The sequence below is a fragment of the Micromonospora fulviviridis genome (genome assembly GCF_014648395.1).
Taxonomy (GTDB): Bacteria; Actinomycetota; Actinomycetes; order Mycobacteriales; family Micromonosporaceae; genus Micromonospora; species Micromonospora fulviviridis.
In genome coordinates, this window is sequence record NZ_BMRA01000002.1 from 259,358 (window position 1) to 283,099 (window position 23,742).

Consider the following 23,742-nt stretch of genomic DNA (forward strand, 5'->3'; position numbering starts at 1 on the left):
CGGGGGCCACTACCGGAGACCGGTGCTGACCGGCTCCCTCTCGGTTGTCGCGCGGCCGGGTTCTTCGGTGGTACCGGAACGGGGGAGCGGCCGAGTGGCCACTCCCCCGTCACGTCATCGGCGCAGGCCGAGTCGCTCGATGAGCGACCGGTAGCGGTTGATGTCCTTCTTCTGGACGTAGTTGAGCAGCCGGCGGCGACGGCCGACCAGCAGCAGCAGCCCGCGGCGGCTGTGGTGGTCGTGCTTGTGCACCTTCAGGTGCTCGGTGAGCTCGGCGATCCGCTTGGTGAGGACCGCGACCTGCACCTCCGGCGAACCGGTGTCGCCCTCGGCGGTCGCGTACTCCGCACGGATCTTGGCCTTGGCTTCCTGGTCGAGCGCCATGTTCTCCCTGTTTCGTGGAACGTTCGATGAGGTCCGTCGGATCGGTCGGAGTGACCGGGGAACGGACCGGTTCCTCGCACCCGCGGCGTCGTGCAGGCACGCGAGGCCCCACGTCGGTCAGCCGACGTCCCCGCAAGACTACCAGCCCGGCCGGGTAGCGCCCGGTGAAGGGCCGCGAACGGGCCCGCCGGCCGGCTCCGGCACGCTCAGCCGACCGCCCGGCGGGTCCGCTCCACGTCCTCGGCGATCTGTGCCACGAGCGGCTCGATCGCGTCGTACGTCCGTTGTTCCCGCAGGTGTGCCACGAAGTCCAGGGCCAGCCGCTCGCCGTACAGGTCGCCGGTGAAGTCCAGCGCGTACGCCTCCACCCGGCGCTCGCGGCCGGAGAAGGTCGGGTTGGTGCCGATGGACACCGCCGCCGCGAGGGGCTCCCCGCCCCGCCGCACCAGCCGGGCCGCGTACACCCCGTCGGCGGGGACCGCCGCGTACCGGTGGGTCAGCAGGTTGGCGGTCGGATAGCCCAGCTCACGCCCGCGCTGGTCGCCCCGGACCACGACGCCCTCGACCCGGTGCGGGCGACCCAGGGCGGCGGCCGCCGCGGCCACGTCGCCCGCGTCGACGCAGGAGCGGATGTACGTGGAGGAGAAGACCGTGCCCGCCTCGGCGACCAGCGGGGCGCCCTCCACGCCGAAGCCGAAGGTGCGGCCCAGCCGCTCCAGCAGCGCCACGTCGCCGGCCGCCCGGTGCCCGAACCGGAAGTTGTCGCCGACCACCACGAGCGCGGCGTGCAGGTGCTCGACCAGGATGTCGTGCACGAACGCCTCGGCCGGCAGCCGGGAGAACTCCGGGGTGAACGGCACCACGCAGAGCACGTCCGCGCCGAGCGCCTCGATCAGCTCCGCCTTGCGGGCCGGCTCGGTGAGCACGGCCGGGTGCGAGCCGGGGCGCACCACCTCGGCCGGGTGCGGGTCGAAGGTCACCACCACCGACTTGACGCCCAGCTCGCGGGCGCGCGCCACGGCGTGGCCGATGGTGGCCTGGTGGCCCTTGTGCACCCCGTCGAAGACGCCGATGGTGACCACCGAACGTCCCCAGCCGCCGGGTGCCGCCTCGTACCCCCGCCACCGCTGCATGCCGCTCCTCCCCTGTCCGCCCACGCGCCGTCAGGCGGGGGCCAGCACGATCTCCGCGCGGGCCCGGCCGTCCCGCTCGCTGACGATAGCGATCAACCCGCCGTCCGGGCCGAAGACGGCGTACGGTCCCGCGATGCCGGCCGGGTCCAGCGGCCCGCCGTGGGAGAGCACCCTGGCCTCCTCGGGCGTGGCGTCCCGGCGCGGGAAGTACCGGTCGGCGGCGGCGTCGAGCGGCAGGTTCACCACCTCCGGGGCGCGCTGCTCCAGCGCGTCGAGGGTGGCCGCCTCGGCCAGGGTGAACCCGCCGACCGCGGTGCGACGCAGCGCGGTGAGGTGGCCGCCGACCCCGAGCGCCAGGCCCGCGTCCCGGGCGATGGCCCGGATGTACGTCCCGGACGAGCAGGTCACGTCCACGTCCACGTCCACCACGTCCGGGGCGTCCCGGCGGATCGCCAGCACGTCCAGCCGCGAGATGGTGACCCGCCGGGCCGGCAGCTCGACGCTCTCCCCCTCGCGCACCCGCTTGTACGCCCGCTGCCCGTCGATCTTGATGGCGCTGACCGCGCTGGGGACCTGGTCGATTTCGCCGGTGAGCGCGGCGAGCGCGGCGCGGACCGCCTCGTCGGTGACCGCGCCGGCCGGGGTGCTGGCGATCACGTCGCCCTCGGCGTCGTCGGTGACCGTCGCCTGGCCGAGCCGGATCGTCGCGGTGTAGCTCTTGCCGGCGCCGATCACGTAGGTGAGCAGCCGGGTGGCCCGGCCCACCCCGATCACCAGCACGCCGGTGGCCATGGGGTCCAGCGTGCCGCCGTGCCCCACCCGTCGGGTCCGGGCCAGCCGCCGGATCCGCGCCACCACGTCGTGCGACGTCATGCCGCCGGGCTTGTCGACCACGATCAGACCGTCTGCGCTCACGACCGCAAAGCCTGCCAGATGCCGGTCCCGGTCCGGCCGGGGGATACCGCGCCGAGCGACAAGGTGGGACACTCACTGACATCTCGCCCACTCCCAACCGGAGGCCGCGATGACGGACGATCGACCGGACTCGGCACCACCGCGCCAGCCCGCCCCCGCGCCCGGCCACCGGCCCGGACCGGCGGCGGCGCCGGAGTGGCCGCGCCAGCCCCCACCCGGCGCGGTCGGCCCGCGCCGCGACGGCGGCCAGCGGAGCTGGCCGGGCCGGCACTCCGGCTCCCTGCTGACCGGCGTGACGGCGCTGCTGCTGCTCGCCTTCGTCGGGGTGGTCGGCGGGGCCGTCCTGGTGTCGATGCCGTCCGCGGGTGGGCGGCCGGTGGTGTTCCCGACGTTCGGCCCGCCGTCCGGCCCGCCGTCCGGCGCACCGTCCCCCACGTCCGCCGCGTCCGCCGCGCCACCCCGGGCGTCCACCCCCTTCGACGGCACGCCGGCCGCCGGGTTCCCGCAGGGGCAGGCGGGGATCGTCCTGCCGGCCGCGAAGCGGACCGGCCCGTTCACCGAGAAGCAGGTGGCGGCCGCGCTGACGAAGGTCCGGACGGTCCTGGTGACGGCGCGGCTGGACCGCCGGTTCATCACCGACGACGACCCCGAGCCGCTGGTCCGGCAGTTCGCCCGGGACGCCCGCGCCGGCATGCGCAAGGCCTTCGCGTCCGACACCTTCGCCGCGTACGCCACCCGGTTCGCGCCCGGCGCCCGGCTCACCGCCGACCAGCCCAGGGTGAAGGGTCGGATCAGCTACCGGTCCACCAAGGACGCCGACGGCATCCGCATCCTGGCGGTGACCACCAACTTCGTCTGGTCGTACGCCTTCGCGACCAGCAGCACCGTGCCGGGCGACGGGCTCGTGGTCGTGCACGACACGGTGGTGTGGAGCATGCCGCATCCCGACGACGTCGAGTCCAGCTCGAAGGGGCTGTGGATCGAGGACGCGAACTCGTACGCCGCCAACATCGACTGCGCGGCGTACGAGAAGGGCCTGCTCGACCTGGGCACCCACAGCTTCGACGGCCCGGGCGGCCCGGACCTGGACGCGGTCTTCGACCCCGCCGCGACGCTGGACCTTCCGGACACCTGCTGAGCGGGGCCGCGCGGGAGGCTGGGTTCCGGCACACTGCCGCCACCCCCTTCCTCGCGCCCAGGAGCCCCGCATGAGCACCACCCCGCCGTCGCACCAGCACCGTCCCCGGGTCGACCTGCCCGACTGGATGCGGAACCCGGAGCCGCCTCGGCGCACCCTCGGCCGCCGCCTCTCCGATCTCGTCGACGGCGTTCCGGCCCTGGCGGCGGCGCGCCGCCGGCTCTGGGCGTGGCAGGGGCGCACCCGGTTCAGCGAGCGGCACCCGGTGGTCTCCGCGATCGCGTCCTTCGTGGTGGTGGCCGCGGTGGCCACCGTGCTGGTGGTCGGCACGCTCTACCTGTTCCACATGATCACGCAGCACGAGATCTGACCCTCGCCCGCGAGTCCTGGCGGAGGCGGTCAGCGGACCGCGCCGACCACCGCCCAGGCACCGGAGCGCAGCCGCAGCAGCAGGGCGACCAGCCGGAGCACCACGAACAGGGTCAGCCCGGCCCAGATCCCGCCCAGCCCGAGGTCGAGCCCGTAGGCCAGCCAGATGGCCGGCAGGAAGCCGCCCAGCGCGGCCACGATGGTGAGGTTGCGCAGGTAGCGGACGTCCCCCGCGCCGATCAGCACGCCGTCCAGGGCGAACACCACGCCGCCGATCGGCTGGAGCGCGACGAACCAGGGCCAGGCGACCATGGCCTGCTCGCGTACCTGTGGATCGGAGCTGAACCACGACGGCACGAGGCCGGCGCCGGCGGCGATGACCACCGCGAACGCCACGCCGCAGAGGCCGCCGAGCAGGGCGATCCGCCGGGCCAGGGCGCGCGCCGCGGCGGCCTCCCCGGCGCCGAGCGCCGCGCCGATCAGGGACTGCGCGGCGATCGCCAGGGCGTCCAGCACCAGGGCGGTGAAGAACCAGAGTTGTACGGCGATCTGGTGCGCGCCGACCGCGGCGGCGCCGAACCGGGCCGCCACGGCGGTCGCCGACAGGAAGCTGGCCTGGAAGGCGACGCCCCGGATGAGCAGGTCGCGGCTGAGCGCCAACTGCTGGCCGATGAGCCGGGGCCGGGGGCGCAGCGGGACCCGCTCCCGGACCAGGGCCGCCGCGAACAGGCCGCCCGAGATGGTCTGCGCCACCGCGTTGGCCACCGCCGAGCCGGCCAGGCCGAGCCCGGCCGGGTACACCAGCAGCGGGCAGAGCAGCGCCGAGAGCAGGTTGGGGCCGAGCACGAAGAGCAGCGGTCGGCGGGTGTCCTGGATGCCGCGCAGCCAGCCGTTGCCGGCCGCCGCCAGCAGCAGACCGGGCGCGCCGAGCGCCGCGATCCGCAGCCAGGTCGCGGCGGCGTCGGCCACCTCGCCCGGGCCGCCGACGAGGGTACGCGCCAGCCAGCCGCCCCCGACCTGGATGGCGAGCGCCACCAGCACGCCGACGCTCAGGGCGAGCCAGGACGCCTGCACGCCCTCGGCCACGGCCGCGGCCCGGTCCCCCGCACCGAACCGCCGGGCCGACCGCCCCGTGGTGCCGTACGCGACGACGGTGCCGAGCCAGGCGGTGAGCGTCAGCACGGTGCCGCCGACGGCGAGCGCGGCCAGCGGGACCCGACCCAGATGCCCGACGACCGCCGTGTCGACCAGCACGTAGAGCGGCTCGGCGGCGAGCACCACGAGGGCCGGCAGCGCCAACGCGGCGATCCGCCGCGCCGTGGCGGACGGGGCGGCGGGCGCGACTGTCTGACTCATCGCCGCCGATCCTGGCACGCCCCTCGTAAGGAACGCAACCCCACCCGTCACTTACCGACTCGGCCGCGCTCCTCCCTCGATCATGAGGTTGGCGGCAGCTGCGGAGACCAGAAACGCCGCCAACCTCATGATCGAGGGGCGGCGCGGGGAGTGGGCAGGCGGGCAGGCGGGCAGTGCGGGTAGCCGGCTGCGGCGGTGACGTCGTTCGTGCGGCGTCACCGCCGGGCGGCCACCGTCACTGACGGGTGTCCATCGAGGTCTGCAGAGCGCGGCGCATCTGCTCGCGCGCCTCGTCGGTGGTGTTCTCGGTCTGCGGCTTGCGCTTGGTCGCCATGGGAGTTCCCTTCCAGGGTGCGGACCACCGGCGCGCGGCGGCCCTACGGGGCGTCCGACCCTCCAGCCCGGCGCGCGTCGACCGCGCCGCGGCGTGGAGCCGTCGGCCTGCTGAGCGCCGGCAGCGGTCCGGGATCACCGGAGCGGCTCCCTGGCAGCGTGAGCCCGGGTCGGTCTGACCCTGGAGGGAGGCGGCACCGGGTGTGGCACCACCGCCCATGACCAGCGCCGAAGCGCCGGCCCCCACCCAAATTAACGTTCACTTTCCAGATGCTGCCCACTGTTCCCGCGATACGGACAGCACGGAACGGGTCGGGCGGCGGCTCAGCGGGCCAGGAAGTGCCAGCCCAGCCACCACCAGAACCCGAACAGGCCGATCCGCCCGACCGGCACCGGGCCGACCTCGTAACGCATCACGAAGGCGCAGACGTCGGCCAGGGACGGGATCCGGGAGCCCTCCCGCCGGGCGGCCCACTCGACGGCCGCGAAGAGCAGCAGCGCGGCCAGGAAGCCGCCGATCGCCAGGGCGCGCATCATCGGCGGACCAGTCCCCAGAACGCGGTCAGCCAGGCGAACCAGGCCGCCGAGCGGACCAGGTGGTCCTCCAGCATCGGGTCGGCCAGCCGGGAGAAGGTGGGAAACTCGTCCCCCACCGACAGCACGAAGGTGGCCCCCTCGAAGACCCCGAACACGGTGACCGGCAGCAGCCACCAGAGCGCGCCGGGCGGCAGCCGCCGCGGCGCCGGCCGCCGGGGCGGCACCCGGTTGCTCAGACCGACCCAGATCAACGCCCCGCCGGTGCCCAGGGTGTAGAGGTTGGCCGAGGCGGAGAAGGACGGCAGTTGCCCGCCGACCAGCGAGAGGCAGATCAGCACCGGCACGGAGACGACCGGGCGGTCCCAGGCCCGGGGCGCCTCGACGGTGAGCTCACGGGGGTGATCCATCACCCGATTGTCCCCAGTGTCACGGAGCGCGGGAAGACCGGCACGCCCCGGAGTAAACCCCGGTTCCGGCCCCGGGACGGAGTGGGTCAGGCGGGCAGCAGGGCGCCGGACAGTTCGGCGCGGATGCGCTCGACCACCTCGTCGACCGTGCCCCGTCCGGTGAACCCGGCCGCGAACCGGTGGCCGCCGCCGCCGAGCACCGTCGCCACCCGGCTCACGTCGACCGCACCCTTGCTGCGCAGCGAGACCGCCCACTCGGCGTCACCGGCCTGCTTGACCACGCAGCTCACGTCCGCCTCGGCGGTGCAGCGCACCGAGTCGATCAGGGCCTCCAGCACGTACGCCGGCTGGTCGTGCCGGGCCAGGTCGTCGCGGGTGGCGTAGGTCCAGACCAGCCCGTGCCCGGCAGCGGCCGCCGGCTCCAGCCGGGCCCGGCCCAGCACCTCGCCGAAGAGCCGGACCGCGCCGAACGGCCGGGTGTCGAAGATCTGCCGGGAGATCTCCCCCGGCCGGATCCCGGTGGCCAGCAGCCGGGCCGCCATCTCGTGCACGGCGGGCGTGGTGGCCTCGAAGCGGAACGAGCCGGTGTCGGTGCTCAGCGCCACGTAGAGGCAGGCCGCGATCTCCGCGTCCAGCGCCACCCCGAGCCGGTCCAGCAGCCCGAGCGCGACCACCGAGGTGGCCGCCGCGTGCGGGTCCACGAGGTGGATGCCGCCGAACCCGGTGTTCGAGGCGTGGTGGTCCAGCACCAGCGCGGTGCCCGCCTTGTCCAGCCGGTCGACCAGGTCACCCAACCGGGACTCGCTCGCCGCGTCGAAGCAGATCACCAGGTCCGGATCCGGATACGCGTCGTCCTGCGCCACGAGCAGGTCGGATCCGGGCAGCCAGCGGAACGGCTCGGGCACCTCCGGCGGGCCGGGGAAGGTCGCCTGGAGCTGCCGTACGCCGAGCCGGCGTAGGCCCAGCCCGAAGCCGAGCATGCTGCCCAGCGCGTCGCCGTCCGGGTTGACGTGGCAGATGAGCAGCACCCGCGCCGTGGCGGGGAGCCCGCGTACCGCCGCGACGGCGGCCGCCCAGTCGGTGTCGGTCGGGCCGGCACCGGCCGGCGGGCCGCCCGCGGCGGAAACGCTCACCGGCGGTCGCCGCCGCGCGGCTCGTCGTCCTCGGTCTCCTCGTCCTCGACCTCGGCGTCGGAGTCCTCGTCCTCCACCCGGTACGGCTGCGGCTCGCCCGCGTACTGGGCCTTGGCGGCCAGGCGCTGGACCTCGGCGTCGGCGTTGCGGGCCGCCGCGAGCAGGTCGTCGATGTGCTTGACCTGGTCCTGCACGTCGTCGAGGACGAAGGTCAGGGTCGGCGAGTGGCGCAGCCCCAGCGCCTTGCCGACGGTGCTGCGCAGCATGCCCTTGGCGCTCTCCAGCGCGGCGGCGGTGCTGGCCTGGGCCGTCGCGTCGCCGAGCACGGTGTAGAAGACGGTGGCGTCGCGCAGGTCGGCGGTGATCCGGGCGTCGGTGATGGTGATCATCCCGAGCCGGGGGTCCTTGATCTGGCTCCGCACCACCGACGCGACCAGTTCACGGATGCGCTCCGCGTGCCGGCGTACCTTGGCCGGATCCGTCATGTCCCCCACCTCCAGGGCTTCGTGCTCGCTACGACGGCTCCAGCCCGGCGCGTGTGGCGCCGAGCGACCTGGAGCCGTCGGCCGGAGACGGACGGCACGGCGCCGCCGGGTCCGACCGCCCAACATCCCGAACATTACCCGCGCGATCGCCGCCCCCGCGCGGGGCCGCCCGTGCCGGCGACGAGGAGGCCGGTCAGTCCTCCTCGCCGTACAGGCGGCGGCGGACCGACAGCAGCTCGGTCTCCGGACGAGCGGCCACCAGCCGCTCGCAGGAGTCGAGCACCTCGCGGACGTGCGCCGGCTCGGCGGCCACCACGGCCACCCCGATCTGGGCCCGGCCGTGCAGGTCGAGCGCCCCGACCTCGGCGGCGGACACCTCGAACCGGCGCAGCGCCGCGACGATCGGCCGGACGTACGACCGCTTGGCCTTCAGGGACCGGGAATCCCCCGGGAGCAACAGGTCGAATTGCGCGGTTCCGGTGTACACGGCGAGCAACGGTACGGCAGGAGCGCCGCCCCGGTCACCCGTTTTCCTCCGGCGCGACCGCCACCAGCACGTCCCGCTCGATCGCCTGGTCGACCCGGTGCGCGAGGTCCCGCCAGCCGGGCCCGTCCACGACCCGCAGGCCGGCGGCCGTCAGCACCGCCTCGGCCTCCGCGCGCGGGGCCACGTGGGTGTTCCAGGACAGCCCCAGCGCCCCGCCCGGGCGCAGCAGCTCCCGCCAGACCGGCACGGCGGCCGTGAGCAGATCCAGGGGGCTGCGGGAGAGGCCCGCGTCGGTGCGGCTGCCGTGCGCCACCCCGTACGGGGCGTCGGTCACGATCACGTCGGCGCAGCGGGGACGGAGCACCTCGCGGGCCCGGGTGGTGTCGGCGTGCAGCACGGTGACCCGCTGGGTCGCCCCGGCCCGGTGCGCGTCCCGGGACGGCGCGACGACCGTCTCGAACCGCCGGGCCACGAGCTTGCGGTCCCGCCGCACCGGCACCATCTCGGCGGTGTGCTTGAGCCGCTTGCGGCGCAGCCAGGTACGCAGGAACGCCGCGTACGCGTCCACGTCCTTGCCGTCGTGTTCCACGCCGATGCCGTCGTAGCCGTACATCAGCGCCTGGTTGAGGGTGGTGCCCCGGCCGCAGAGCGGGTCGAGCACCACGACCGGCCCGTCCAGCATCCGGGGCGCCGAGGCCGACGCCAGCAGGGTGACGTTGAGCAGCAGCCGGGTGAACTGCTCGTTGGTCTTGCCGGTGTACTTGGGGATGGTGATGAGGTCGGAGTCGTACCGGGCGAGGGGGTGCAGCGGCACCGGCCGCAGCAGGTCGTCACCCACCCGCTCGAAGAGCGCATACGCCGCCGACAGGTTCGCCAGGTGAGCCAGGTCCCGGGGGCCGGGCTCCGGGGCGGCGAACGTCAGGTACTCCACGCCGCCGATGCGTTCCACGGCGGCGTCGACCGGCGGCGCGTCGAGCACCCCCGACCCGGCGAACACGGTCAGTTCGGCGCGGGCCAGCCGGCCGGCGGCGTCGGCGTAGACCCGGTTGGCGGAGGGGGCGAGGAGCAGCGCGTACCTGAGCACGCCGAAGATTGTCGCAGCCTGCGGAAACGGCGACGGCCGGGACCCGAAGGCCCCGGCCGTCTCCGTCGTGCTCACACCGCTCAGGCGCGCGGCTTCTCCCGCATCTCGAAGGTCTCGATGATGTCGCCGACCTGGACGTTGTTGTAACCGCCCAGCGTCAGACCACACTCGAAGCCTTCGCGGACCTCGGTCGCGTCGTCCTTGAATCGCTTCAGGGAGCTGATCGTGAGGTTGTCCGCCACGACCGACCCGTCCCGCAGCAGCCGCGCCTTGGCGTTGCGGCGGATGAGGCCGGACCGGACGATACAGCCGGAGATGTTGCCGATCTTGGACGAGCGGAAGACGTCGCGGATCTCCGCGGTGCCCAGCTCGACCTCCTCGTACTCCGGCTTGAGCAGACCCTTGAGCGCGGCGTCGATCTCCTCGATGGCCTGGTAGATGACCGTGTAGTACCGGATCTCCACGCCCTCGCGGTCGGCGATCTCGCGGACCTTGTTGGCGGCCCGCACGTTGAAGCCGATGATCGTGACCGCCTCGGACGAGGCGCTCGCGAGCATGACGTCGCTCTCGGTGATCGCGCCCACGCCCCGGTGGATGATCCGAAGCTGGACCTCCTCGGGGATGTCGAGGTTGAACAGCGCGTCCTCGAGGGCCTCCACGGAACCGGAGACGTCGCCCTTGAGCACCAGGTTGAGCGAGGTCTTCTCGCCCTCCTTGAGCTGCTCCATGAGCGTCTCGAGGGTGGCCCGGCCGCGGGAGTTGGCGAATGCCGCCGCCCGCCGTCGCGCCTGCCGCTGCTCGGCGATCTGCCGCACGGTCCGGTCGTCCTCGGCGGCCAGGAAGGTGTCACCCGCACCCGGCACCGTGGTCAGACCCAGCACCATGACCGGACGCGCCGGCCCGGCCTCGTCGACCGGCTTGCCGTTCTCGTCCAGCATGGCCCGGACCCGGCCGTGCGCCCCACCGGCGACGATCGAGTCGCCGGCCCGGAGGGTGCCCTTCTGCACCAGCACGGTCGCCACCGCACCGCGGCCCTTGTCCAGGTGCGCCTCGATGGCGACACCCTGCGCCGGCCCGTCGATCGGAGCGGTCAGCTCCAGCGACGCGTCGGCGGTCAGCAGCACGGCCTCGAGAAGCTCCTCGATGCCGATGCCGGGCTTGGCCGCCACGTTGACGAACATGGTGTCGCCGCCGTACTCCTCGGCGACCAGGCCGTACTCGGTCAGCTGCTGGCGGACCTTGTCCGGGTTCGCCTCCGGCTTGTCGACCTTGTTCACCGCGACCACGATCGGCACGTCCGCCGCCTTGGCGTGGTTGAGCGCCTCGATGGTCTGCGGCATCACGCCGTCGTCGGCCGCCACCACCAGGATCACGATGTCCGTCACCTGGGCACCACGGGCACGCATGGCGGTGAACGCCTCGTGACCCGGGGTGTCGATGAAGGTCACCGCGCGGTCCTCGCCCTCGTGCGGGACGTGGACCTGGTAGGCGCCGATGTGCTGGGTGATGCCACCCGCCTCGCCGGCCACGACGTTCGCCTTGCGGATCGCGTCGAGCAGCTTGGTCTTACCGTGGTCGACGTGACCCATGACGGTCACCACCGGCGCACGGCTGACCAGGCGGTCCGCCGCGACCTCGGCGTCGAGGTCGATGTTGAACTGCGCGAGCAGCTCGCGGTCCTCGTCCTCCGGGCTGACGATCTGCACGTCGAAACCGAGGTGCTCACCCAGCAGCAGCAGGGTTTCGTCGGAGCAGGACTGGGTCGCCGTCACCATCTCGCCCAGGTTGAACATCTCCTGGACCAGCGAACCCGGGTTGGCGTTGATCTTGTCGGCGAAGTCCGACAGCGAGGCGCCACGGGACAACCGGACGACCTGACCCTGGCCCCGGGGAGCACCCGAGGACATGGTCGGGGCCGACAGGTTGTCGAACTCCTGTCTGCGCTGCTTCTTCGACTTGCGACCGCGGGTCGGCCGGCCACCGGGACGCCCGAAGGCACCCGCGGCGCCACCGCCACGGCCACGACCGCCACCACCCGGACGGCCACCGCCACCGGCCGGGGCACCCGGACGGAAACCGCCGCCGGGAGCACCACCGCCGCCACCGGGACCGCCGCGGTAGCCACCGCCACCGCCGCCGCCACCGGGACCGCCGCGGAAACCACCGCCGCCGCCACCGCCACCGGGACCGCCGCGGAAACCACCGCCGCCGCCACCGGGACGACCCGCGCCGCCACCGGGGCCACCACGACCGCCACCGGGACCGCCGGGGCGACCCGTGGTCGGCCGCTGGCTCGGCATGGAGGCCGGGCTGGGCCGGGGCGGCATGGACGCCGGGCTGGGCCGCGGCGGCATGCCCGCCGGGCTCGGCCGGGGACCGCCGGCACCGGCGGCCGGAGGCCGCTGCTGCTGGCCACCCTGGATACCGAACGGGTTGTTGCCGGCGCCGCGCGCCGGCGGACGACCGCCCGGACGGGCACCCGGGCCCGGGGTCGGGCCACCGGGACGGCCGGCGGCCGGGGCACCCGGACGCGGCGGCGCCGCGTTCGGACCCGGACGCGGCCCCGGACGGGGACCACCCTCGGTCGGGGGCTCGCGGCGGACGTTCTCCCGCTGCTGCTGGCGGGCGGCCTGCGCGGCCTTGACCGCGGCCTCCTGCTCAGCCTTGAGGGCAGCGGCGCGCGCCTCGGCGGCCGCCACCTCGATGTCGTGCGCGCTCGCCGGCTTGGCGACCGGGGTCGCCGGCTGCGGCGGGCCGGGGACCGGGCCCTTGGGCTTCGGTCCAGGGGTCGGCGCGGCCGGCCGCCGGGGCGGCATCGGCTTGGCCGAGACCCGGGGGGCGCCCGGGGTCGGGGTCGGCGTCGGGGTCGTCGCCGGGCTCGGGGCGGCCGCCGCGGGGGCGGCCTGCGCCGAGGTGCCACCGGCGGACGCGACGAATGCGCCACGCAGCCGTCGGGCGACGGGCGCCTCGACGGTGCTGGACGCGGACTTCACGAACTCGCCCATCTCCTTGAGCTTGGCGAGAACGGTCTTACTCTCGACCCCGAGCTCCTTGGCGAGCTCGTGTACGCGGGCCTTTCCTGCCACTGCACTCCTCACTCCGAGGTCGTGCGGGCAGTACCCGCAGCGACCTCACTCGTGCACTTGAAGCCTGGTCATTTCAGGGACTTCATCGTGTGCTCATGTCGGTCGTCCTACCTTGCTAGCGACCCTCGACCGGTCGGGTTGACCGGTCGTCGGGGTTTGCGCGTCAACGTGCTCCGCGAGCGCACCGTGGTCGAGGACCCCGGTGATGCGCAGTGCCCGCCCGAAGGCGCGGCGCCGCACCGCCTGCGCGAAGCAGGCCGGATCCGGGTGCATGTTCGCTCCCCGACCCGGCAGTCTGCGGGCCGGATCAGGCCGGAGGCTGTAATGACCAGCCTCGTCCCCGACCGCGACCATCCGCAGCAACTCGCTGGCCGGCGCTCGCTTCCGGCAGCCCACACAGGTGCGCTCCGGCAGCGCGCGTCGTGCCACTGGAGGAAGTCTACCCCTAGCTGCTCGAGATCGCGCCGCCCGCCTCGGGAACGTGATCAGCTCCGCCCCGGCCGGCCGCTCCGCTCTGCTCCGCGTCGGAGCGGATGTCGATCCGCCAACCGGTCAACCGGGCCGCGAGCCGGGCATTCTGCCCTTCCCGCCCGATGGCCAGCGAGAGCTGGAAGTCCGGGACGGTCACCCGGGCGGTACGGGTGGCCAGGTCGACCACCTCCACCCGGAGCGCCTTGGCCGGCGAGAGCGCGTTGCCGACGAAGGTGGCCGGGTCGTCCGACCAGTCGATGATGTCGATCTTCTCGCCGTGCAGTTCGCTCATCACGGCGCGGACCCGCTGGCCCATGGGGCCGATGCAGGCGCCCTTGGCGTTGACCCCCGGGGCGGTCGAACGCACCGCGATCTTCGTGCGGTGACCTGCCTCACGCGCGATGGCGCCGATCTCCACGGTGCCGTCGGCGATCTCCGGGACCTCCAGGGCGAAGAGCTTCTTCACCAGCGCCGGGTGCGAACGGGACAACGTGATCTGCGGACCGCGCATTCCCTTGGCCACGTGCACCACGACGCAGCGGATCCGCTCGCCGTGCGCGTACCGCTCGCCGGGGACCTGCTCGGACTGGGGCAGGACGCCCTCCAGCTTGCCCAGGTCGACGCTGACGATGCCCTTCTCGGACCGCGCCTCGTGCGCCTGCACCACGCCGGTGACCAGGTCGCCGTCGCGGCCGACGTACTCGCCGAAGTGCACCTCGTCGGTGGCCTCCCGCAGCCGCTGGAGGATCACCTGCTTTGCGGTCATGGCGGCGATCCGGCCGAAGTCGTGCGGGGTGTCGTCCCACTCCCGGACCACGGTGCCGTCGGCGTCCACCTCCTGGGCGTACACCGAGGCGGTCCCGGTCTTGCGGTCGATCTCCACCCGGGCGTGCGGCTCGGCGCCGTCGGTGTGCCGGTAGGCGGTCAGCAGCGCGGTCTCGATCGCCGCGAGGATCGTGTCGAACGGGATCTCCCGCTCGCGCTCCAGGGCGCGCAGCGCCGCGAGGTCGATGTTCACCTCTCCTCGTCCTCCAGATCTTCGTCGTCGTCGTCGATGTCGGTGTCGTCACCGATGTCCTCGTCGGCCACCTCGTCCAGGCGGTTGAACTCCACCTGGACCCGGCCGGGTCCCAGCTCGGCGTACGGGTGCTCGGCGCGGCCGGCGTCCGTCTCCAGCGCCACGCGCTCGTCGTCGGCGGCGGCGATCCGGCCGGTGACCTGCCGGTCCCCCTCGGGGCCGTGGACGGTCACCTTGACCAGCCGGCCAGCGTTGCGCCGCCAGTGCCGGGGCAGGGTGAGCGGGCGGTCCACGCCGGGCGAGCTGACCTCGAGCTGGTACTCGCCGGCCACGATGTCGCCGCCGGCCTCCTCGGCGGCGTCCAGCGCCGCCGAGACCGCCCGGGAGACGTCCGCGACCGCGTCGAGGTTGATCCCGCCGTCGGCGTCCACGATCACCCGGACCACGTGCCGGCGGCCGGCGCGGGACACGGAGAGGTCCTCCAGGTCGTAGCCGGCGGCGGTGACCACCGGCTCGATCACCTCGCGCAGCCGCGCCTTGCGCGCGTTCAGGTCGCTGCGGGGTGCGCCGCCCCGTTCCGCGCCACGGGGGCCCTCGGACCGGCGGGGGCGCCCGGAGGGCCCCGTCGGCCGGGTGGCACGGCCACGCTGCGTCATTCGGCGCACCTCTCTGCTGTTGCCACGGACCCGGTGGGCCCGTCGTGTCGCTGCCCGGGCGGGCCGGTCGGCCCGCCATGCCGGGACGCCACCGGGGCGTTCGCGCCCGGTGGCTGCGCAGAGCGTAACGCGCGGGCCGGGCGGCGGCCCGGTCGGCGCACCGACGCCACTGGCCCACAGCGCGCCGGAGATGGTGTTGACTTGTCCGGTGGCGACGGGCAGAACGACAACGGACCAGGGCGTACCGGGGCATTCCCGGCGGATGCTGCTGCGCGCCGGGGCGCTGCTGGCGCTCGGCGGCGCGGCCGTGCCGCTGACCGGCTGTGATCTTTTCGACCGCGACGACGAGTCACGACCCCCGGATCCGCTGGAGCCGCTCGCGGCCGAGGCCACCGCGCTGGAGGCCCGCCACCGGGCCGCCGCCACCGCCGTCCCGGCGCTGGCCGAGCGGCTCACCGCGATCGCCGACGCGCACCGGGCGCACGCCGAGGAGTTGCGCAAGGCGATCGGGCGGCCGGCACCGTCCGGCACTCCCGCCGCCGTCCCGTCGGTGGCCCCCGCCGATCCGGACACCGTCCGGACCGAGCTGCGCCAGGCCGAGCAGGAGGGCCGGGACAACGCCGCGAAGGCGTGCGCCGCCGCGCCCGCCGAGCGGGCCGCGCTGCTCGGCTCGATCGCGGCGGCCCGCGCGACCCACATGGAGGCGTTGAAGTGAGCCCGACCAGCGGCCCGGCCCAGGCCCTCGGCGACGCGCTCGCCGCCGAGTACGCGGCGATCTGGGCGTACGGGGTGATCGGCGTGCACCTGACCGAGGCGGCCCGCTCCGCCGCCCGCGCCGCCGAGGCGGCCCACCGGTCCCGCCGGGACGCCCTCATCCTCCAGCTCAGCTCCGGCGGCGGCCAGGTCCCCGCCGACCGGGCCGGCTACGCGCTGCCCTACCCGGTGACCGACCGGGCGAGCGCGCTCAAGCTGGCCGTGGAGATCGAGGAGCGGACCGCCGGCCACTGGCGGGCGGCGCTGCCGCACACCACCGGTGCCGACCGGAACAAGGCCCTCGCCGCGCTCACCGACTGCGCGCTGCGGGCCACCCGCTGGCGGCGCACCGCCGGGGTGACTCCGATCACGGTTCCGTTCCCGGGCAGGCAGACCTGAGCTGAGCCCCGGTCACCCGCCGGAGCCCTGCGGTTGCGGACCGCATACCAGGTATGCATACTCCACGCCATGTCCATCCGCCACGGCCTGCTCGCCCTGCTCGAGCGTGGCCAGATGTACGGCTACCAGCTCCGCTCGGCGTTCGAGGAGTCGACCGGGTCGACCTGGCCGCTGAACATCGGGCAGGTGTACACGACGCTGGCCCGGCTGGAGCGTGACGGCCTGGTCCGCTCGCTGCCGGAGAGCGAGGCCGGGCAGCGGCCGTACGAGATCACCGACGCCGGGCGGGCGGACCTGGCGCTCTGGTTCGCCACGCCGATCAGCCGGGCCGACCGGCCCCGCGACGAGCTGTCGATCAAGCTGGCCCTGGCCCTCACCACCCCCGGCGTGGACGTCCGCGCGGTCGTGCAGACCCAGCGCAGCGCCACCATGCGGGCCCTGCAGGAGTTCACCCGGTTGAAGTACGCCAGTGACAAGCCGGAGGACCTGCCCTGGCGCCTCGTGCTGGACGCGATGATCTTCCAGGCCGAGGCCGAGGTCCGGTGGCTCGACCACTGCGAGACCAGCCTGGTCCGCCACCGCCCGGCGCCGAGCCGGCCGGTCACCCACCCGGAGGCGGTGGACCGGGCCGACGAGGAGGCCCGGCGGTGAGCGCGAGGAGTGAGCCGGTCTTGCGAGCCCCGCAGTCGCGAACGAAGGCGGCGCGGCGAGCCCGGCGGTCGCGAACGAAGGCGGCGCGGTGAGCGCGAGGAGTGCGCGGGTCTTGCGAGCCCGGCCGTCGCGGACGAAGGTGGCGCCGTGAGCGGAGTGCTGGAGCTGCGGGCGGTGCACCGGACCCACGGCGCCGGGGAGGCCGCCGTGCACGCGCTGCGCGGGGTGAGCCTCACCGTGGCCGCCGGCGAACTGGTGGCGGTGATGGGCCCCTCCGGCTCCGGCAAGTCCACCCTGCTCGCCCTGGCCGGCGGGCTGGACCGGCCGACCGGTGGCGAGGTGCTGGTCGAGGGCGAGGCCCTCGGCGGCCTGCCCGCCCGCGACCTGGCCCGGCTGCGTCGCCGCCGGATCGGGTACGTCTTCCAGGACCTGAACCTGCTCGGCAGCCTCACGGCCGTGGAGAACGTGGCGCTCCCCCTCGAACTCGACGGCGCCGGTGTGCGGGCGGCCCGCCGGCTCGCCCTGGCCGCGCTCGCCGAGGTGGACGTGGCCGGGCTGGCGGACCGGTTCCCCGACCAGATGTCCGGCGGCCAGCAGCAGCGGGTGGCGATCGCCCGCGCCCTGGTCGGCGAGCGCCGCCTGGTCCTCGCCGACGAGCCCACCGGCGCGCTCGACTCGCAGGCCGGCGAGGCGGTGCTGCACCTGCTGCGCCGCCGGGTGGACGCCGGCGCGGCCGGGGTGCTGGTCACCCACGAGGCGCGGCACGCCGGCTGGGCGGACCGGGTGGTCTTCCTGCGCGACGGGGTGCTGGTCGACTCGACGGCCCCGCTGGTCGGCGTCGAGCACCTGCTCAGCGGCAGCGGTCGGTGAGCCGGGGCCGGCTCGCCGCCACGCTCGGCTCGTGGCGGGCCGCGCTGCGGATCGCCCGCCGGGAGGCCCGTCGGGCGCGCCGGCGTACGGCGCTGGTGCTGGCGATGATCGCGCTGCCGGTGCTCGGTCTGAGCTTCGCCGCGGCGAGCTACGACATGGCCGAGCTGACCCGGGCGGAGCAGGTGGACCGGCGACTGGGCGGCGCCGACGCGGAGCTGCGCTGGGCCGACCTGAGCCCGATCCTCCAGGACGCCTGGGGGGAGCAATCCTGGCCGGTCGAGGGCGATCCGGTGTCCCGCACCCGCCCCGTGACGACCGACGAGCTGCGGGAGCTGCTGCCCGCCGGCACCCGGTTCACCCGGCTGCGCCGGTGGGTGCCCTTCGAGGTCCGGTTCGACGGCCGGACCGTGTCGTTCGACGCCCGCGCCGTCGACCTGACCGACCCGATCAGCCGGCCGTTGGCCACCCTGCGCGAGGGCCGGCGGCCCACCCGCCCCGACGAGATCGCGGTCAGCCGGGCCGCGCTGCGCCGGCTGGACGTCGGCCTCGACGCGCCGGTTCGGACGATCGACGGCACGACCTACCGGGTGGTCGGGGTCGTGGAGTTCCCGGACAACCTGGGCGAGGTGGTGGCGCTCCGGCCGGAGCTGCCGCCCGGTCCGCTCGGCCCGGCGGACGAGAGCTGGCTGGTGGACCTGCCCGGGCCGGTGGACGGGGCGCTGGTCGACCGGCTGAACGCCCGGGGCGTCCTGGTGTCCGCCCGGAACCCGCTGCCCGGCCTCTCGGAGATCGGCGCGGGCCCCGACCTGCCCGACGCCGAGGAGACCGGCAACATGGTGCTGGTCGGCGGGCTCGGCCTGCTGGAGGTGGTGCTGCTGGTCGGCCCGGCCTTCGCGGTCGGCGTACGCCGCCGGCGGCGGGACCTCGCCCTCGTCGCGGTGGCCGGCGGGGACGCCGCGCACCTGCGCCGGATCGTGCTCGCCGACGGGGTGGTGCTCGGCGCGGGCGGGGCGGTGGTCGGCCTGCTGCTGGGCATCGGCGCCGCGATCGCCGGGCGGCCACTGGTCGAGCAGTACCTGATCCAGCAGCGTTTCGGCGCGTACCGGGTCTTCCCGGCGGCGCTCGCGGCGATCGCCGTGGTGGCGGTGCTGGCCGGCGTGCTGGCGGCGCTCGCCCCGGCCTGGGCGGCGGCCCGGCAGGACGTGGTCGCCGGGCTGGCCGGCCGGCGCGAGCCGCCCCGGCCACGCCGACGCTGGTTGGTGCTCGGGGCGCTGCTCACCGTGACCGGCGCCGCCGTGGCCGCGTTCGGCGCGACCCGCACCACCCCGACCGGTGTCCTGGCCGGGGTGGTCCTGGGCGAGCTGGGGCTGGTCTTCTGCACCCCGACGCTGATCGGTGTCCTGGCCCGGACCGGCCGGCTGCTGCCGCTGGCGCCCCGGCTGGCGCTGCGCGACGCCAGCCGCAACCGCTCGTCGGCCGCGCCCGCCATCTCCGCCGTGATGGCGGCGGTGGCCGGCAGCGTGGCCCTGGGCGTCTACGTGGCCAGTGACGACGCCCGGCAGCGGGCGGCCTGGCAGCCCGGCCTGCCCCCGGGCCACGTGCTGCTCCAGCGCACCGACGGGCGGACCACCGGCCCGCTGCCCACGGCCGGCGAGGTGGCGGAGCGGGTCCGCTCGGTGCTGCCGGGCGCCACGGTGGTGCCGCTCGCCGCACCGGAGTGCGCCCGGCCGGAGGCCCCGGACGACTACTGCGTCGCGACCGCGGTGCGCCCGCCGGAGCAGCGCTGCCCGTACGACCCGATCGATCCCGGGCAGCCCTCGGCACGGACGGACCCGCGCTGCGTCCGGCCGTTCCGCGAGCCGAGCGACCTCTACCTGCCGGCGCTCGTGGACGACGGGGCGAGCCTGCCCGCGCTCACCGGCGCCCCGGCCGAGGAGGTGGCCGCGGCCCGCCGGACCCTCCAGGCGGGCGGGGTGGTGGTCACCGATCCCCGGCAGGTGGTGGACGGGCGGGTCCGGGTGGAGGTCAGCCACGGAACCGGCGCCCCGATGGCCGCCGGCACGCTGCCCGGGTACGTGCTGCGCGGCGGCCTCCCGGTGGACCGGCTGGTGGTCTCCCCGGCGGCGGCCACCACGCTCGGCCTCGTCGCCGCGCCGCTGGGCTACCTGGTCGACACCGCCGACCCGCCCACCGACCGCCAGCGGGACCGGCTGACCGCCGAGCTGACCGCGGTCGCCCCGCTGGCGGTGCAGGTGTCGGCGGCCGGGCCGCCGTCCGACCAGCGCCCGCTGCTGCTCCTGCTGGCCGGCGCCGCCGGCGTGATCACCCTGGGCGCGGCCGCGGTGGCCACCGGCCTCGCCGCCGCCGAGGGCCGCCGGGACCTGTCCACCCTCGCCGCGGTCGGCGCCGATCCCCGGGTACGCCGGGTGCTGTCGCTCTGCCAGGCCGGGGTGATCGCCGGGCTCGGCTCGGTGCTGGGCATCCTGGCCGGCCTCGGCTCGGCGGCCATCATCCTGGTGTCGCTCAACCGGCGGTACACGCAGTCCTGGCCGGTGGAGCCGCCGTACCCGCTGGTGGTCCCCGGGTCGACGCTGACCGTGCTGGTGGTGGTGCCGCTGGTGGCCATGGTCGGGGCGGCCCTGCTCACCCGGTCCCGGCTGCCGGTGGAGCGCCGGCTGGACTGATGGCGCTCGATCCGCTCCGGCCGATCGGGGGGGGTGTCGCGGGCGGCGTGCGGGCGGCACACTGGGCAGGTGTCCGCCGTGCAGTCCCTCACCCGTCGTCTCGGTCACCAGAAGTGGTTCGCGGCCACCATGCGCCTTCTCGTCCCCGCCGACCGGCTGGTCGGCCGGCTGACGAAGGGACGGGTGGTCGCCTTCGGGCTGGTGCCCTCGCTGGTGCTCACCACCACCGGCCGCCGTTCCGGCAAGCCGCGCAGCAATCCCCTGCTCTACGTCCCGGACGGCGACGCCTACGTGGTGATCGGCTCGAACTGGGGGCAGCAGCACCAGCCCGCCTGGTCGCTGAACCTGCTCGCCCAGCCGGCCGCCGAGGTCGACGTCAAGGGGCGCCGGGTCCCGGTGCGCGCCGAGCCGATCAGCGGCGAGGAGCGGGAGCGGCTGTTCGCCCGGCTGGTCGACGAGTGGCCGGCCTACCGCACGTACGTGGAGCGGGCCGGCGGCCGGGAGATCCGGGTGTTCCGGCTGGTCCCGGTGGGCGAGCCGGCCGCCTGACCCCCGGGCGCGGCGAGCCGGCCGGGCCGGTCCGGCTGGCTAGGGTGGTGGTCGGTCGACGCGCGCCGGGCCGCCGCCGGGCGAGCCGCGCGCGGAACGGAGGTGGACGTGGACGCCAGCGGCGCCGGGCTGGACACCGACCGGTACCTGGACGATCCCCGGTGGCGGGTCGCCGAGCGGGTGAGCGACGCGGCGCTGCGCCGGTTCCCCGCGGACATCCTCGCAGTCGCGGTGCACGGCCCGCTCGCGCACGGCGACGACGACGGTGGCGGGAACGGCGAGGTGGGGCTGCTGGTGGCCACCTACCGGCCGGGCGGCGGGCCGTCGCCGGCCACCCGCCGGGTGGACGGGGTGCTGGTCGACCTCACCGTGGCCGGGGCCGACGACTACCTGCGGCAGGCCATGGTGATCACCGCGCTCTGGCCGCTCACCGCGGACCGGTACGTCACCACCCGCGCCCTGCACGACCCGACCGGCTGGCTGCGAACGCTCCGCGACGAGCACCTGGCCCGGCTGGCCCGGGCCCGGCCGGCCGAGTTCACCGCGGCGGCCCGGCAGGCGTGGTACCGCGGCAGCGCGGCGCACGCGCGGGCGCTGCGGCTGGCCGAGTGGTACGAGACCGACCCGGCGCTGCTCATGCTCGGCGAGGCCCGGCTGGCCGCGGCCACCGTGCAGGGGCTGCTCAGCCGCACCTACTTTCGGGACCCGGGTGACGCGGTGCGGCGCACCGGCCTGGCCGGGGCGGACATGACCGAGGTGGGCACGGTGCTGGCCCGTCAGGCCGAGGAGCTGACCGCCCGGGGCCGCCCCGTCGACGGCACCGTGGAGGACCTGCTCGGCGGCTGACGCCCACCGGGCTCGTCAGCCGATCCCGCCCTGGATGCCGATCAGTGCGCCGACCAGGTAGGTGGCGCCGGCCGCGAGGGCGCCGAGCAGCAGCTGCCGCAGCCCGCCGGCCCACCAGGGGCGGTTGGTGAACCGGGCCACGACCGCACCGGCCGCGAAGAGCCCGATCCCGCCGACGCCGAGCGCCAGCGCCAGGCTGGTGAAGCCGAGCAGGTAGGTGACCAGCGGCACCAGCGCGCCGACCGAGAAGCAGAGGAACGAGGAGATCGCCGCCGCCCACGGGCTGGGCTGCTCGTCGGGGTCGACGCCCAGCTCCTCCCGGACGTGCATTCGCAGCGCCTCCTCCGGGTTGCGCCGGACCGCCTCGGCGACCTGCGTGGCCAGGTCCCGGGGCAACCCCCGGGCCACCCACGCGTCGGCCAGCTCGCGGGCCTCCGCCTCGGGGTGCCGTTCCAGCTCGCGCCGCTCCTTGGCCACCTCGGCGGCCACCTGCTCGTTGGCCGAGCGGACGCTGGTGTACTCGCCCAGCCCCATCGAGATGGCGCCGGCCACCAGACCGGCCGCGCCGGTGAGGACGACGCTGCGCGGGGAGACCCCGCCGCCGCCGACGCCGGCGATCAGGGCGATGTTGGTGACCAGCCCGTCCATCGCGCCGAACACCGCCGGCCGGAGCCAGCCGCCGGACACGTCCGCGTGGTGCGCCTCGCGCAGCGCCGCCGGGGTGTCGGTCACGGCAGGGTCAGGATCTCGTAGCCGTCGTCGGTCACGACGATGGTGTGCTCGAACTGCGCCGTCCACCGGCGGTCCTTGGTGACCACGGTCCAGCCGTCGTCCCACATGTCGTACTGGTGCGTGCCGAGGGTGATCATCGGCTCGATCGTGAAGGTCATCCCGGGCTCCATCACGTCGGTGGGGCGCGGGCTGTCGTAGTGCGGCACGTAGAGGCCGCTGTGGAAGGACTCGCCGATGCCGTGGCCGGTGAAGTCGCGTACCACGCCGTAGCCGAACCGCTTGGCGTACGACTCGATGACCCGGCCGATGACGTTGATCTGGCGGCCCGGCGCGACCGCCTTGATGCCGCGCATCATCGCCTGGTGGGTCCGCTCGACCAGCAGGCGGGCCTCCTCGCTCACCTCGCCCACGCAGAAGGTGGCGTCGGTGTCGCCGTGCACCCCGCCGATGTACGCGGTCACGTCGACGTTGATGATGTCGCCGTCCTGGAGCACGGTGGAGTCCGGGATGCCGTGGCAGATCACCTCGTTGAGGCTGGTGCAGCAGGACTTCGGGAAGCCCTTGTAGCCCAGCGTCGAGGGGTACGCGTCGTGGTCGCAGAGGAACTCGTGGACCACCTTGTCGATCTCGTCGGTGGTGACCCCCGGCTTGCAGTGCTCCCCGGCGAGCTGGGTGGCCTGGGCGGCGAGCCGGCCGGCGATCCGCATCTTCTCGATGGTCTCCGGCGTCTGCACGTGCGAGCCGCGCCACTCCTGCGGCCGCTTCTTGCCCACGTACTCGGGACGCGGGATGTGGGCGGGAACCGCTCGCCACGGGGTGAGCGTGCCTGGGGTCAGCGGCGCACGGACGGTCATGACGACAGCCTATCGCCGGGCGCCTCGTGACCCCCGCCACGGCCCGCTGGCGCAGGTTGTTGCCGCGCCGCAAGCGCTGTGCCATTGTTGCTCCGTGGATCAAGGGGGCGCACCGGCCGTCTTCTCCGTGACCGCGGAGCTCGACGGTGACCAACTACGCGTCCGGGTGGCCGGCGAGGTCGACATGGCGACCGCCGAGACCATGTACCAGACCGTCCTCGGCGAGGCCGCCCGGCACATCACGCTCGACCTGCGGTCGGTGACCTTCTTCGACTCGGCCGCGATCCACGCGGTGGTCCGGCTGGCCCAGCAGTTCCCCGGCGCGCTGACCGTGCTGCCGTCGCGGCAGGTCCGGCGGGTGCTGGAGATCTCCGGCCTGGGCGAGCAGGACTGGCTGGCGCAGACCTGAGCG

General features: G+C 75.0%; 26 protein-coding genes. 10 read left to right on the forward strand and 16 right to left on the reverse strand.

The features are described from left to right. Nucleotides 1-114 precede the first annotated feature (114 nt). From rpsO to truB, 3 genes are all read right to left on the reverse strand, one after another. The gene (gene rpsO, locus IEY96_RS06155) at nucleotides 115-384 is read right to left on the reverse strand and encodes a 30S ribosomal protein S15 (protein WP_043962418.1); all 270 of its coding nucleotides are present in this window, start codon (nucleotides 382-384) and stop codon (nucleotides 115-117) included. Between the two features lie 206 nt (nucleotides 385-590). Beyond that, nucleotides 591-1,517 carry a bifunctional riboflavin kinase/FAD synthetase gene (locus IEY96_RS06160; RefSeq protein ID WP_091312167.1) on the reverse strand — a complete coding sequence of 309 codons (927 nt, stop codon included), beginning with the start codon at nucleotides 1,515-1,517 and terminating at the stop codon, nucleotides 591-593. Between the two features lie 30 nt (nucleotides 1,518-1,547). Next, on the reverse strand, nucleotides 1,548-2,432 hold the full coding sequence (truB, locus tag IEY96_RS06165) for a tRNA pseudouridine(55) synthase TruB (RefSeq protein WP_189193827.1): 885 nt from the start codon (nucleotides 2,430-2,432) through the stop codon (nucleotides 1,548-1,550). Nucleotides 2,433-2,541: 109 nt separating this feature from the next. Here truB and IEY96_RS06170 point away from each other — a divergent pair, with 109 nt between their 5' ends. Together IEY96_RS06170 and IEY96_RS06175 are read left to right on the forward strand one after the other, a co-directional pair. Next, the gene (locus IEY96_RS06170; RefSeq protein WP_189193828.1) at nucleotides 2,542-3,570 is read left to right on the forward strand and encodes a hypothetical protein; all 1,029 of its coding nucleotides are present in this window, start codon (nucleotides 2,542-2,544) and stop codon (nucleotides 3,568-3,570) included. A gap of 70 nt (nucleotides 3,571-3,640) precedes the next feature. Further along, nucleotides 3,641-3,940, forward strand: coding sequence for a hypothetical protein (locus tag IEY96_RS06175; protein WP_189193829.1), 300 nt, complete (start codon nucleotides 3,641-3,643; stop codon nucleotides 3,938-3,940). Nucleotides 3,941-3,969: 29 nt separating this feature from the next. Here the strand turns inward: IEY96_RS06175 and IEY96_RS06180 are convergent, their stop codons facing one another. The 11 genes from IEY96_RS06180 to rimP all read right to left on the reverse strand — a co-directional run bounded on the left by IEY96_RS06180 (nucleotide 3,970) and on the right by rimP (nucleotide 14,992). Continuing rightward, nucleotides 3,970-5,295: an MATE family efflux transporter gene (locus tag IEY96_RS06180; protein ID WP_189193830.1), complete on the reverse strand. Its 1,326-nt coding sequence runs from the start codon at nucleotides 5,293-5,295 to the stop codon at nucleotides 3,970-3,972. Between the two features lie 657 nt (nucleotides 5,296-5,952). Continuing rightward, nucleotides 5,953-6,162 carry a DUF6186 family protein gene (locus tag IEY96_RS06185; protein WP_172968016.1) on the reverse strand — a complete coding sequence of 70 codons (210 nt, stop codon included), beginning with the start codon at nucleotides 6,160-6,162 and terminating at the stop codon, nucleotides 5,953-5,955. Continuing rightward, complete coding sequence (locus tag IEY96_RS06190; RefSeq protein WP_189193831.1) at nucleotides 6,162-6,572, reverse strand: hypothetical protein; 411 nt, start codon at nucleotides 6,570-6,572, stop codon at nucleotides 6,162-6,164. The genes IEY96_RS06185 and IEY96_RS06190 overlap by 1 nt, the downstream gene beginning before the upstream one ends. Before the next feature lie 86 nt (nucleotides 6,573-6,658). Then, nucleotides 6,659-7,705, reverse strand: coding sequence for a DHH family phosphoesterase (locus tag IEY96_RS06195; protein WP_189193832.1), 1,047 nt, complete (start codon nucleotides 7,703-7,705; stop codon nucleotides 6,659-6,661). Further along, nucleotides 7,702-8,190, reverse strand: coding sequence for a 30S ribosome-binding factor RbfA (gene rbfA, locus IEY96_RS06200; protein WP_189193833.1), 489 nt, complete (start codon nucleotides 8,188-8,190; stop codon nucleotides 7,702-7,704). The genes IEY96_RS06195 and rbfA overlap by 4 nt, the downstream gene beginning before the upstream one ends. A 193-nt stretch (nucleotides 8,191-8,383) precedes the next feature. Continuing rightward, a complete protein-coding gene (locus IEY96_RS06205) occupies nucleotides 8,384-8,677 on the reverse strand; it encodes a DUF503 domain-containing protein (RefSeq protein WP_107077425.1) in 294 nt (97 codons plus the stop codon). A 34-nt stretch (nucleotides 8,678-8,711) separates the two neighbouring features. After that, nucleotides 8,712-9,761 carry a TRM11 family SAM-dependent methyltransferase gene (locus IEY96_RS06210; protein ID WP_189193834.1) on the reverse strand — a complete coding sequence of 350 codons (1,050 nt, stop codon included), beginning with the start codon at nucleotides 9,759-9,761 and terminating at the stop codon, nucleotides 8,712-8,714. Between the two features lie 80 nt (nucleotides 9,762-9,841). Further along, nucleotides 9,842-12,847, reverse strand: a complete 3,006-nt coding sequence (gene infB, locus IEY96_RS06215; RefSeq protein ID WP_189193835.1) for a translation initiation factor IF-2 — start codon at nucleotides 12,845-12,847, stop codon at nucleotides 9,842-9,844. Between the two features lie 93 nt (nucleotides 12,848-12,940). After that, nucleotides 12,941-13,276, reverse strand: a complete 336-nt coding sequence (locus IEY96_RS06220; protein ID WP_189193836.1) for a YlxR family protein — start codon at nucleotides 13,274-13,276, stop codon at nucleotides 12,941-12,943. A gap of 16 nt (nucleotides 13,277-13,292) precedes the next feature. Further along, a complete protein-coding gene (nusA, locus tag IEY96_RS06225; protein ID WP_189193837.1) occupies nucleotides 13,293-14,336 on the reverse strand; it encodes a transcription termination factor NusA in 1,044 nt (347 codons plus the stop codon). Then, nucleotides 14,333-14,992, reverse strand: coding sequence for a ribosome maturation factor RimP (gene rimP / locus IEY96_RS06230; protein WP_189193838.1), 660 nt, complete (start codon nucleotides 14,990-14,992; stop codon nucleotides 14,333-14,335). The genes nusA and rimP overlap by 4 nt, the downstream gene beginning before the upstream one ends. A gap of 265 nt (nucleotides 14,993-15,257) precedes the next feature. On the opposite strand from rimP, the gene IEY96_RS06235 reads away from it, so the two are divergent. The 7 genes from IEY96_RS06235 to IEY96_RS06265 all read left to right on the forward strand — a co-directional run bounded on the left by IEY96_RS06235 (nucleotide 15,258) and on the right by IEY96_RS06265 (nucleotide 21,744). Then, entirely contained in the window at nucleotides 15,258-15,707 is a 450-nt protein-coding gene (locus tag IEY96_RS06235; protein ID WP_189194255.1) for a hypothetical protein, read from the forward strand. Next, complete coding sequence (locus tag IEY96_RS06240; protein WP_189193839.1) at nucleotides 15,704-16,144, forward strand: ferritin-like domain-containing protein; 441 nt, start codon at nucleotides 15,704-15,706, stop codon at nucleotides 16,142-16,144. The genes IEY96_RS06235 and IEY96_RS06240 overlap by 4 nt, the downstream gene beginning before the upstream one ends. Before the next feature lie 69 nt (nucleotides 16,145-16,213). Beyond that, nucleotides 16,214-16,795 carry a PadR family transcriptional regulator gene (locus IEY96_RS06245; protein ID WP_189193840.1) on the forward strand — a complete coding sequence of 194 codons (582 nt, stop codon included), beginning with the start codon at nucleotides 16,214-16,216 and terminating at the stop codon, nucleotides 16,793-16,795. Nucleotides 16,796-16,942: 147 nt separating this feature from the next. Continuing rightward, complete coding sequence (locus IEY96_RS06250) at nucleotides 16,943-17,665, forward strand: ABC transporter ATP-binding protein (RefSeq protein ID WP_107079393.1); 723 nt, start codon at nucleotides 16,943-16,945, stop codon at nucleotides 17,663-17,665. After that, the gene (locus IEY96_RS06255) at nucleotides 17,662-20,349 is read left to right on the forward strand and encodes an FtsX-like permease family protein (RefSeq protein ID WP_189193841.1); all 2,688 of its coding nucleotides are present in this window, start codon (nucleotides 17,662-17,664) and stop codon (nucleotides 20,347-20,349) included. The genes IEY96_RS06250 and IEY96_RS06255 overlap by 4 nt, the downstream gene beginning before the upstream one ends. Nucleotides 20,350-20,418: 69 nt before the next feature. After that, on the forward strand, nucleotides 20,419-20,898 hold the full coding sequence (locus IEY96_RS06260; RefSeq protein ID WP_189193842.1) for a nitroreductase family deazaflavin-dependent oxidoreductase: 480 nt from the start codon (nucleotides 20,419-20,421) through the stop codon (nucleotides 20,896-20,898). 108 nt (nucleotides 20,899-21,006) lie between these two features. Beyond that, the gene (locus tag IEY96_RS06265) at nucleotides 21,007-21,744 is read left to right on the forward strand and encodes a nucleotidyltransferase domain-containing protein (protein WP_229791417.1); all 738 of its coding nucleotides are present in this window, start codon (nucleotides 21,007-21,009) and stop codon (nucleotides 21,742-21,744) included. Nucleotides 21,745-21,759: 15 nt separating this feature from the next. Here the strand turns inward: IEY96_RS06265 and IEY96_RS06270 are convergent, their stop codons facing one another. Together IEY96_RS06270 and map are read right to left on the reverse strand one after the other, a co-directional pair. Further along, nucleotides 21,760-22,476: a VIT1/CCC1 transporter family protein gene (locus IEY96_RS06270; protein ID WP_189193843.1), complete on the reverse strand. Its 717-nt coding sequence runs from the start codon at nucleotides 22,474-22,476 to the stop codon at nucleotides 21,760-21,762. After that, nucleotides 22,473-23,330, reverse strand: coding sequence for a type I methionyl aminopeptidase (gene map / locus IEY96_RS06275; RefSeq protein WP_189193844.1), 858 nt, complete (start codon nucleotides 23,328-23,330; stop codon nucleotides 22,473-22,475). The genes IEY96_RS06270 and map overlap by 4 nt, the downstream gene beginning before the upstream one ends. 94 nt (nucleotides 23,331-23,424) lie before the next feature. Between map and IEY96_RS06280 the strand changes: the two genes are divergently transcribed. Beyond that, nucleotides 23,425-23,739, forward strand: coding sequence for an STAS domain-containing protein (locus IEY96_RS06280; RefSeq protein WP_229791418.1), 315 nt, complete (start codon nucleotides 23,425-23,427; stop codon nucleotides 23,737-23,739). Nucleotides 23,740-23,742: the final 3 nt, after the last annotated feature.

Coding starts and splice junctions, on each gene's coding strand:
- rpsO (WP_043962418.1), bottom strand. CDS start 384: ATGGCGCTCGACCAGGAAGCCAAGGCCAAGATCCGTGCGGAGTACGCG.
- IEY96_RS06160 (WP_091312167.1), bottom strand. CDS start 1,517: ATGCAGCGGTGGCGGGGGTACGAGGCGGCACCCGGCGGCTGGGGACGT.
- IEY96_RS06170 (WP_189193828.1), top strand. CDS start 2,542: ATGACGGACGATCGACCGGACTCGGCACCACCGCGCCAGCCCGCCCCC.
- IEY96_RS06175 (WP_189193829.1), top strand. CDS start 3,641: ATGAGCACCACCCCGCCGTCGCACCAGCACCGTCCCCGGGTCGACCTG.
- IEY96_RS06180 (WP_189193830.1), bottom strand. CDS start 5,295: ATGAGTCAGACAGTCGCGCCCGCCGCCCCGTCCGCCACGGCGCGGCGG.
- IEY96_RS06185 (WP_172968016.1), bottom strand. CDS start 6,162: ATGCGCGCCCTGGCGATCGGCGGCTTCCTGGCCGCGCTGCTGCTCTTC.
- IEY96_RS06190 (WP_189193831.1), bottom strand. CDS start 6,572: ATGGATCACCCCCGTGAGCTCACCGTCGAGGCGCCCCGGGCCTGGGAC.
- rbfA (WP_189193833.1), bottom strand. CDS start 8,190: ATGACGGATCCGGCCAAGGTACGCCGGCACGCGGAGCGCATCCGTGAA.
- rimP (WP_189193838.1), bottom strand. CDS start 14,992: ATGACGCAGCGTGGCCGTGCCACCCGGCCGACGGGGCCCTCCGGGCGC.
- IEY96_RS06245 (WP_189193840.1), top strand. CDS start 16,214: ATGTCCATCCGCCACGGCCTGCTCGCCCTGCTCGAGCGTGGCCAGATG.
- map (WP_189193844.1), bottom strand. CDS start 23,330: ATGACCGTCCGTGCGCCGCTGACCCCAGGCACGCTCACCCCGTGGCGA.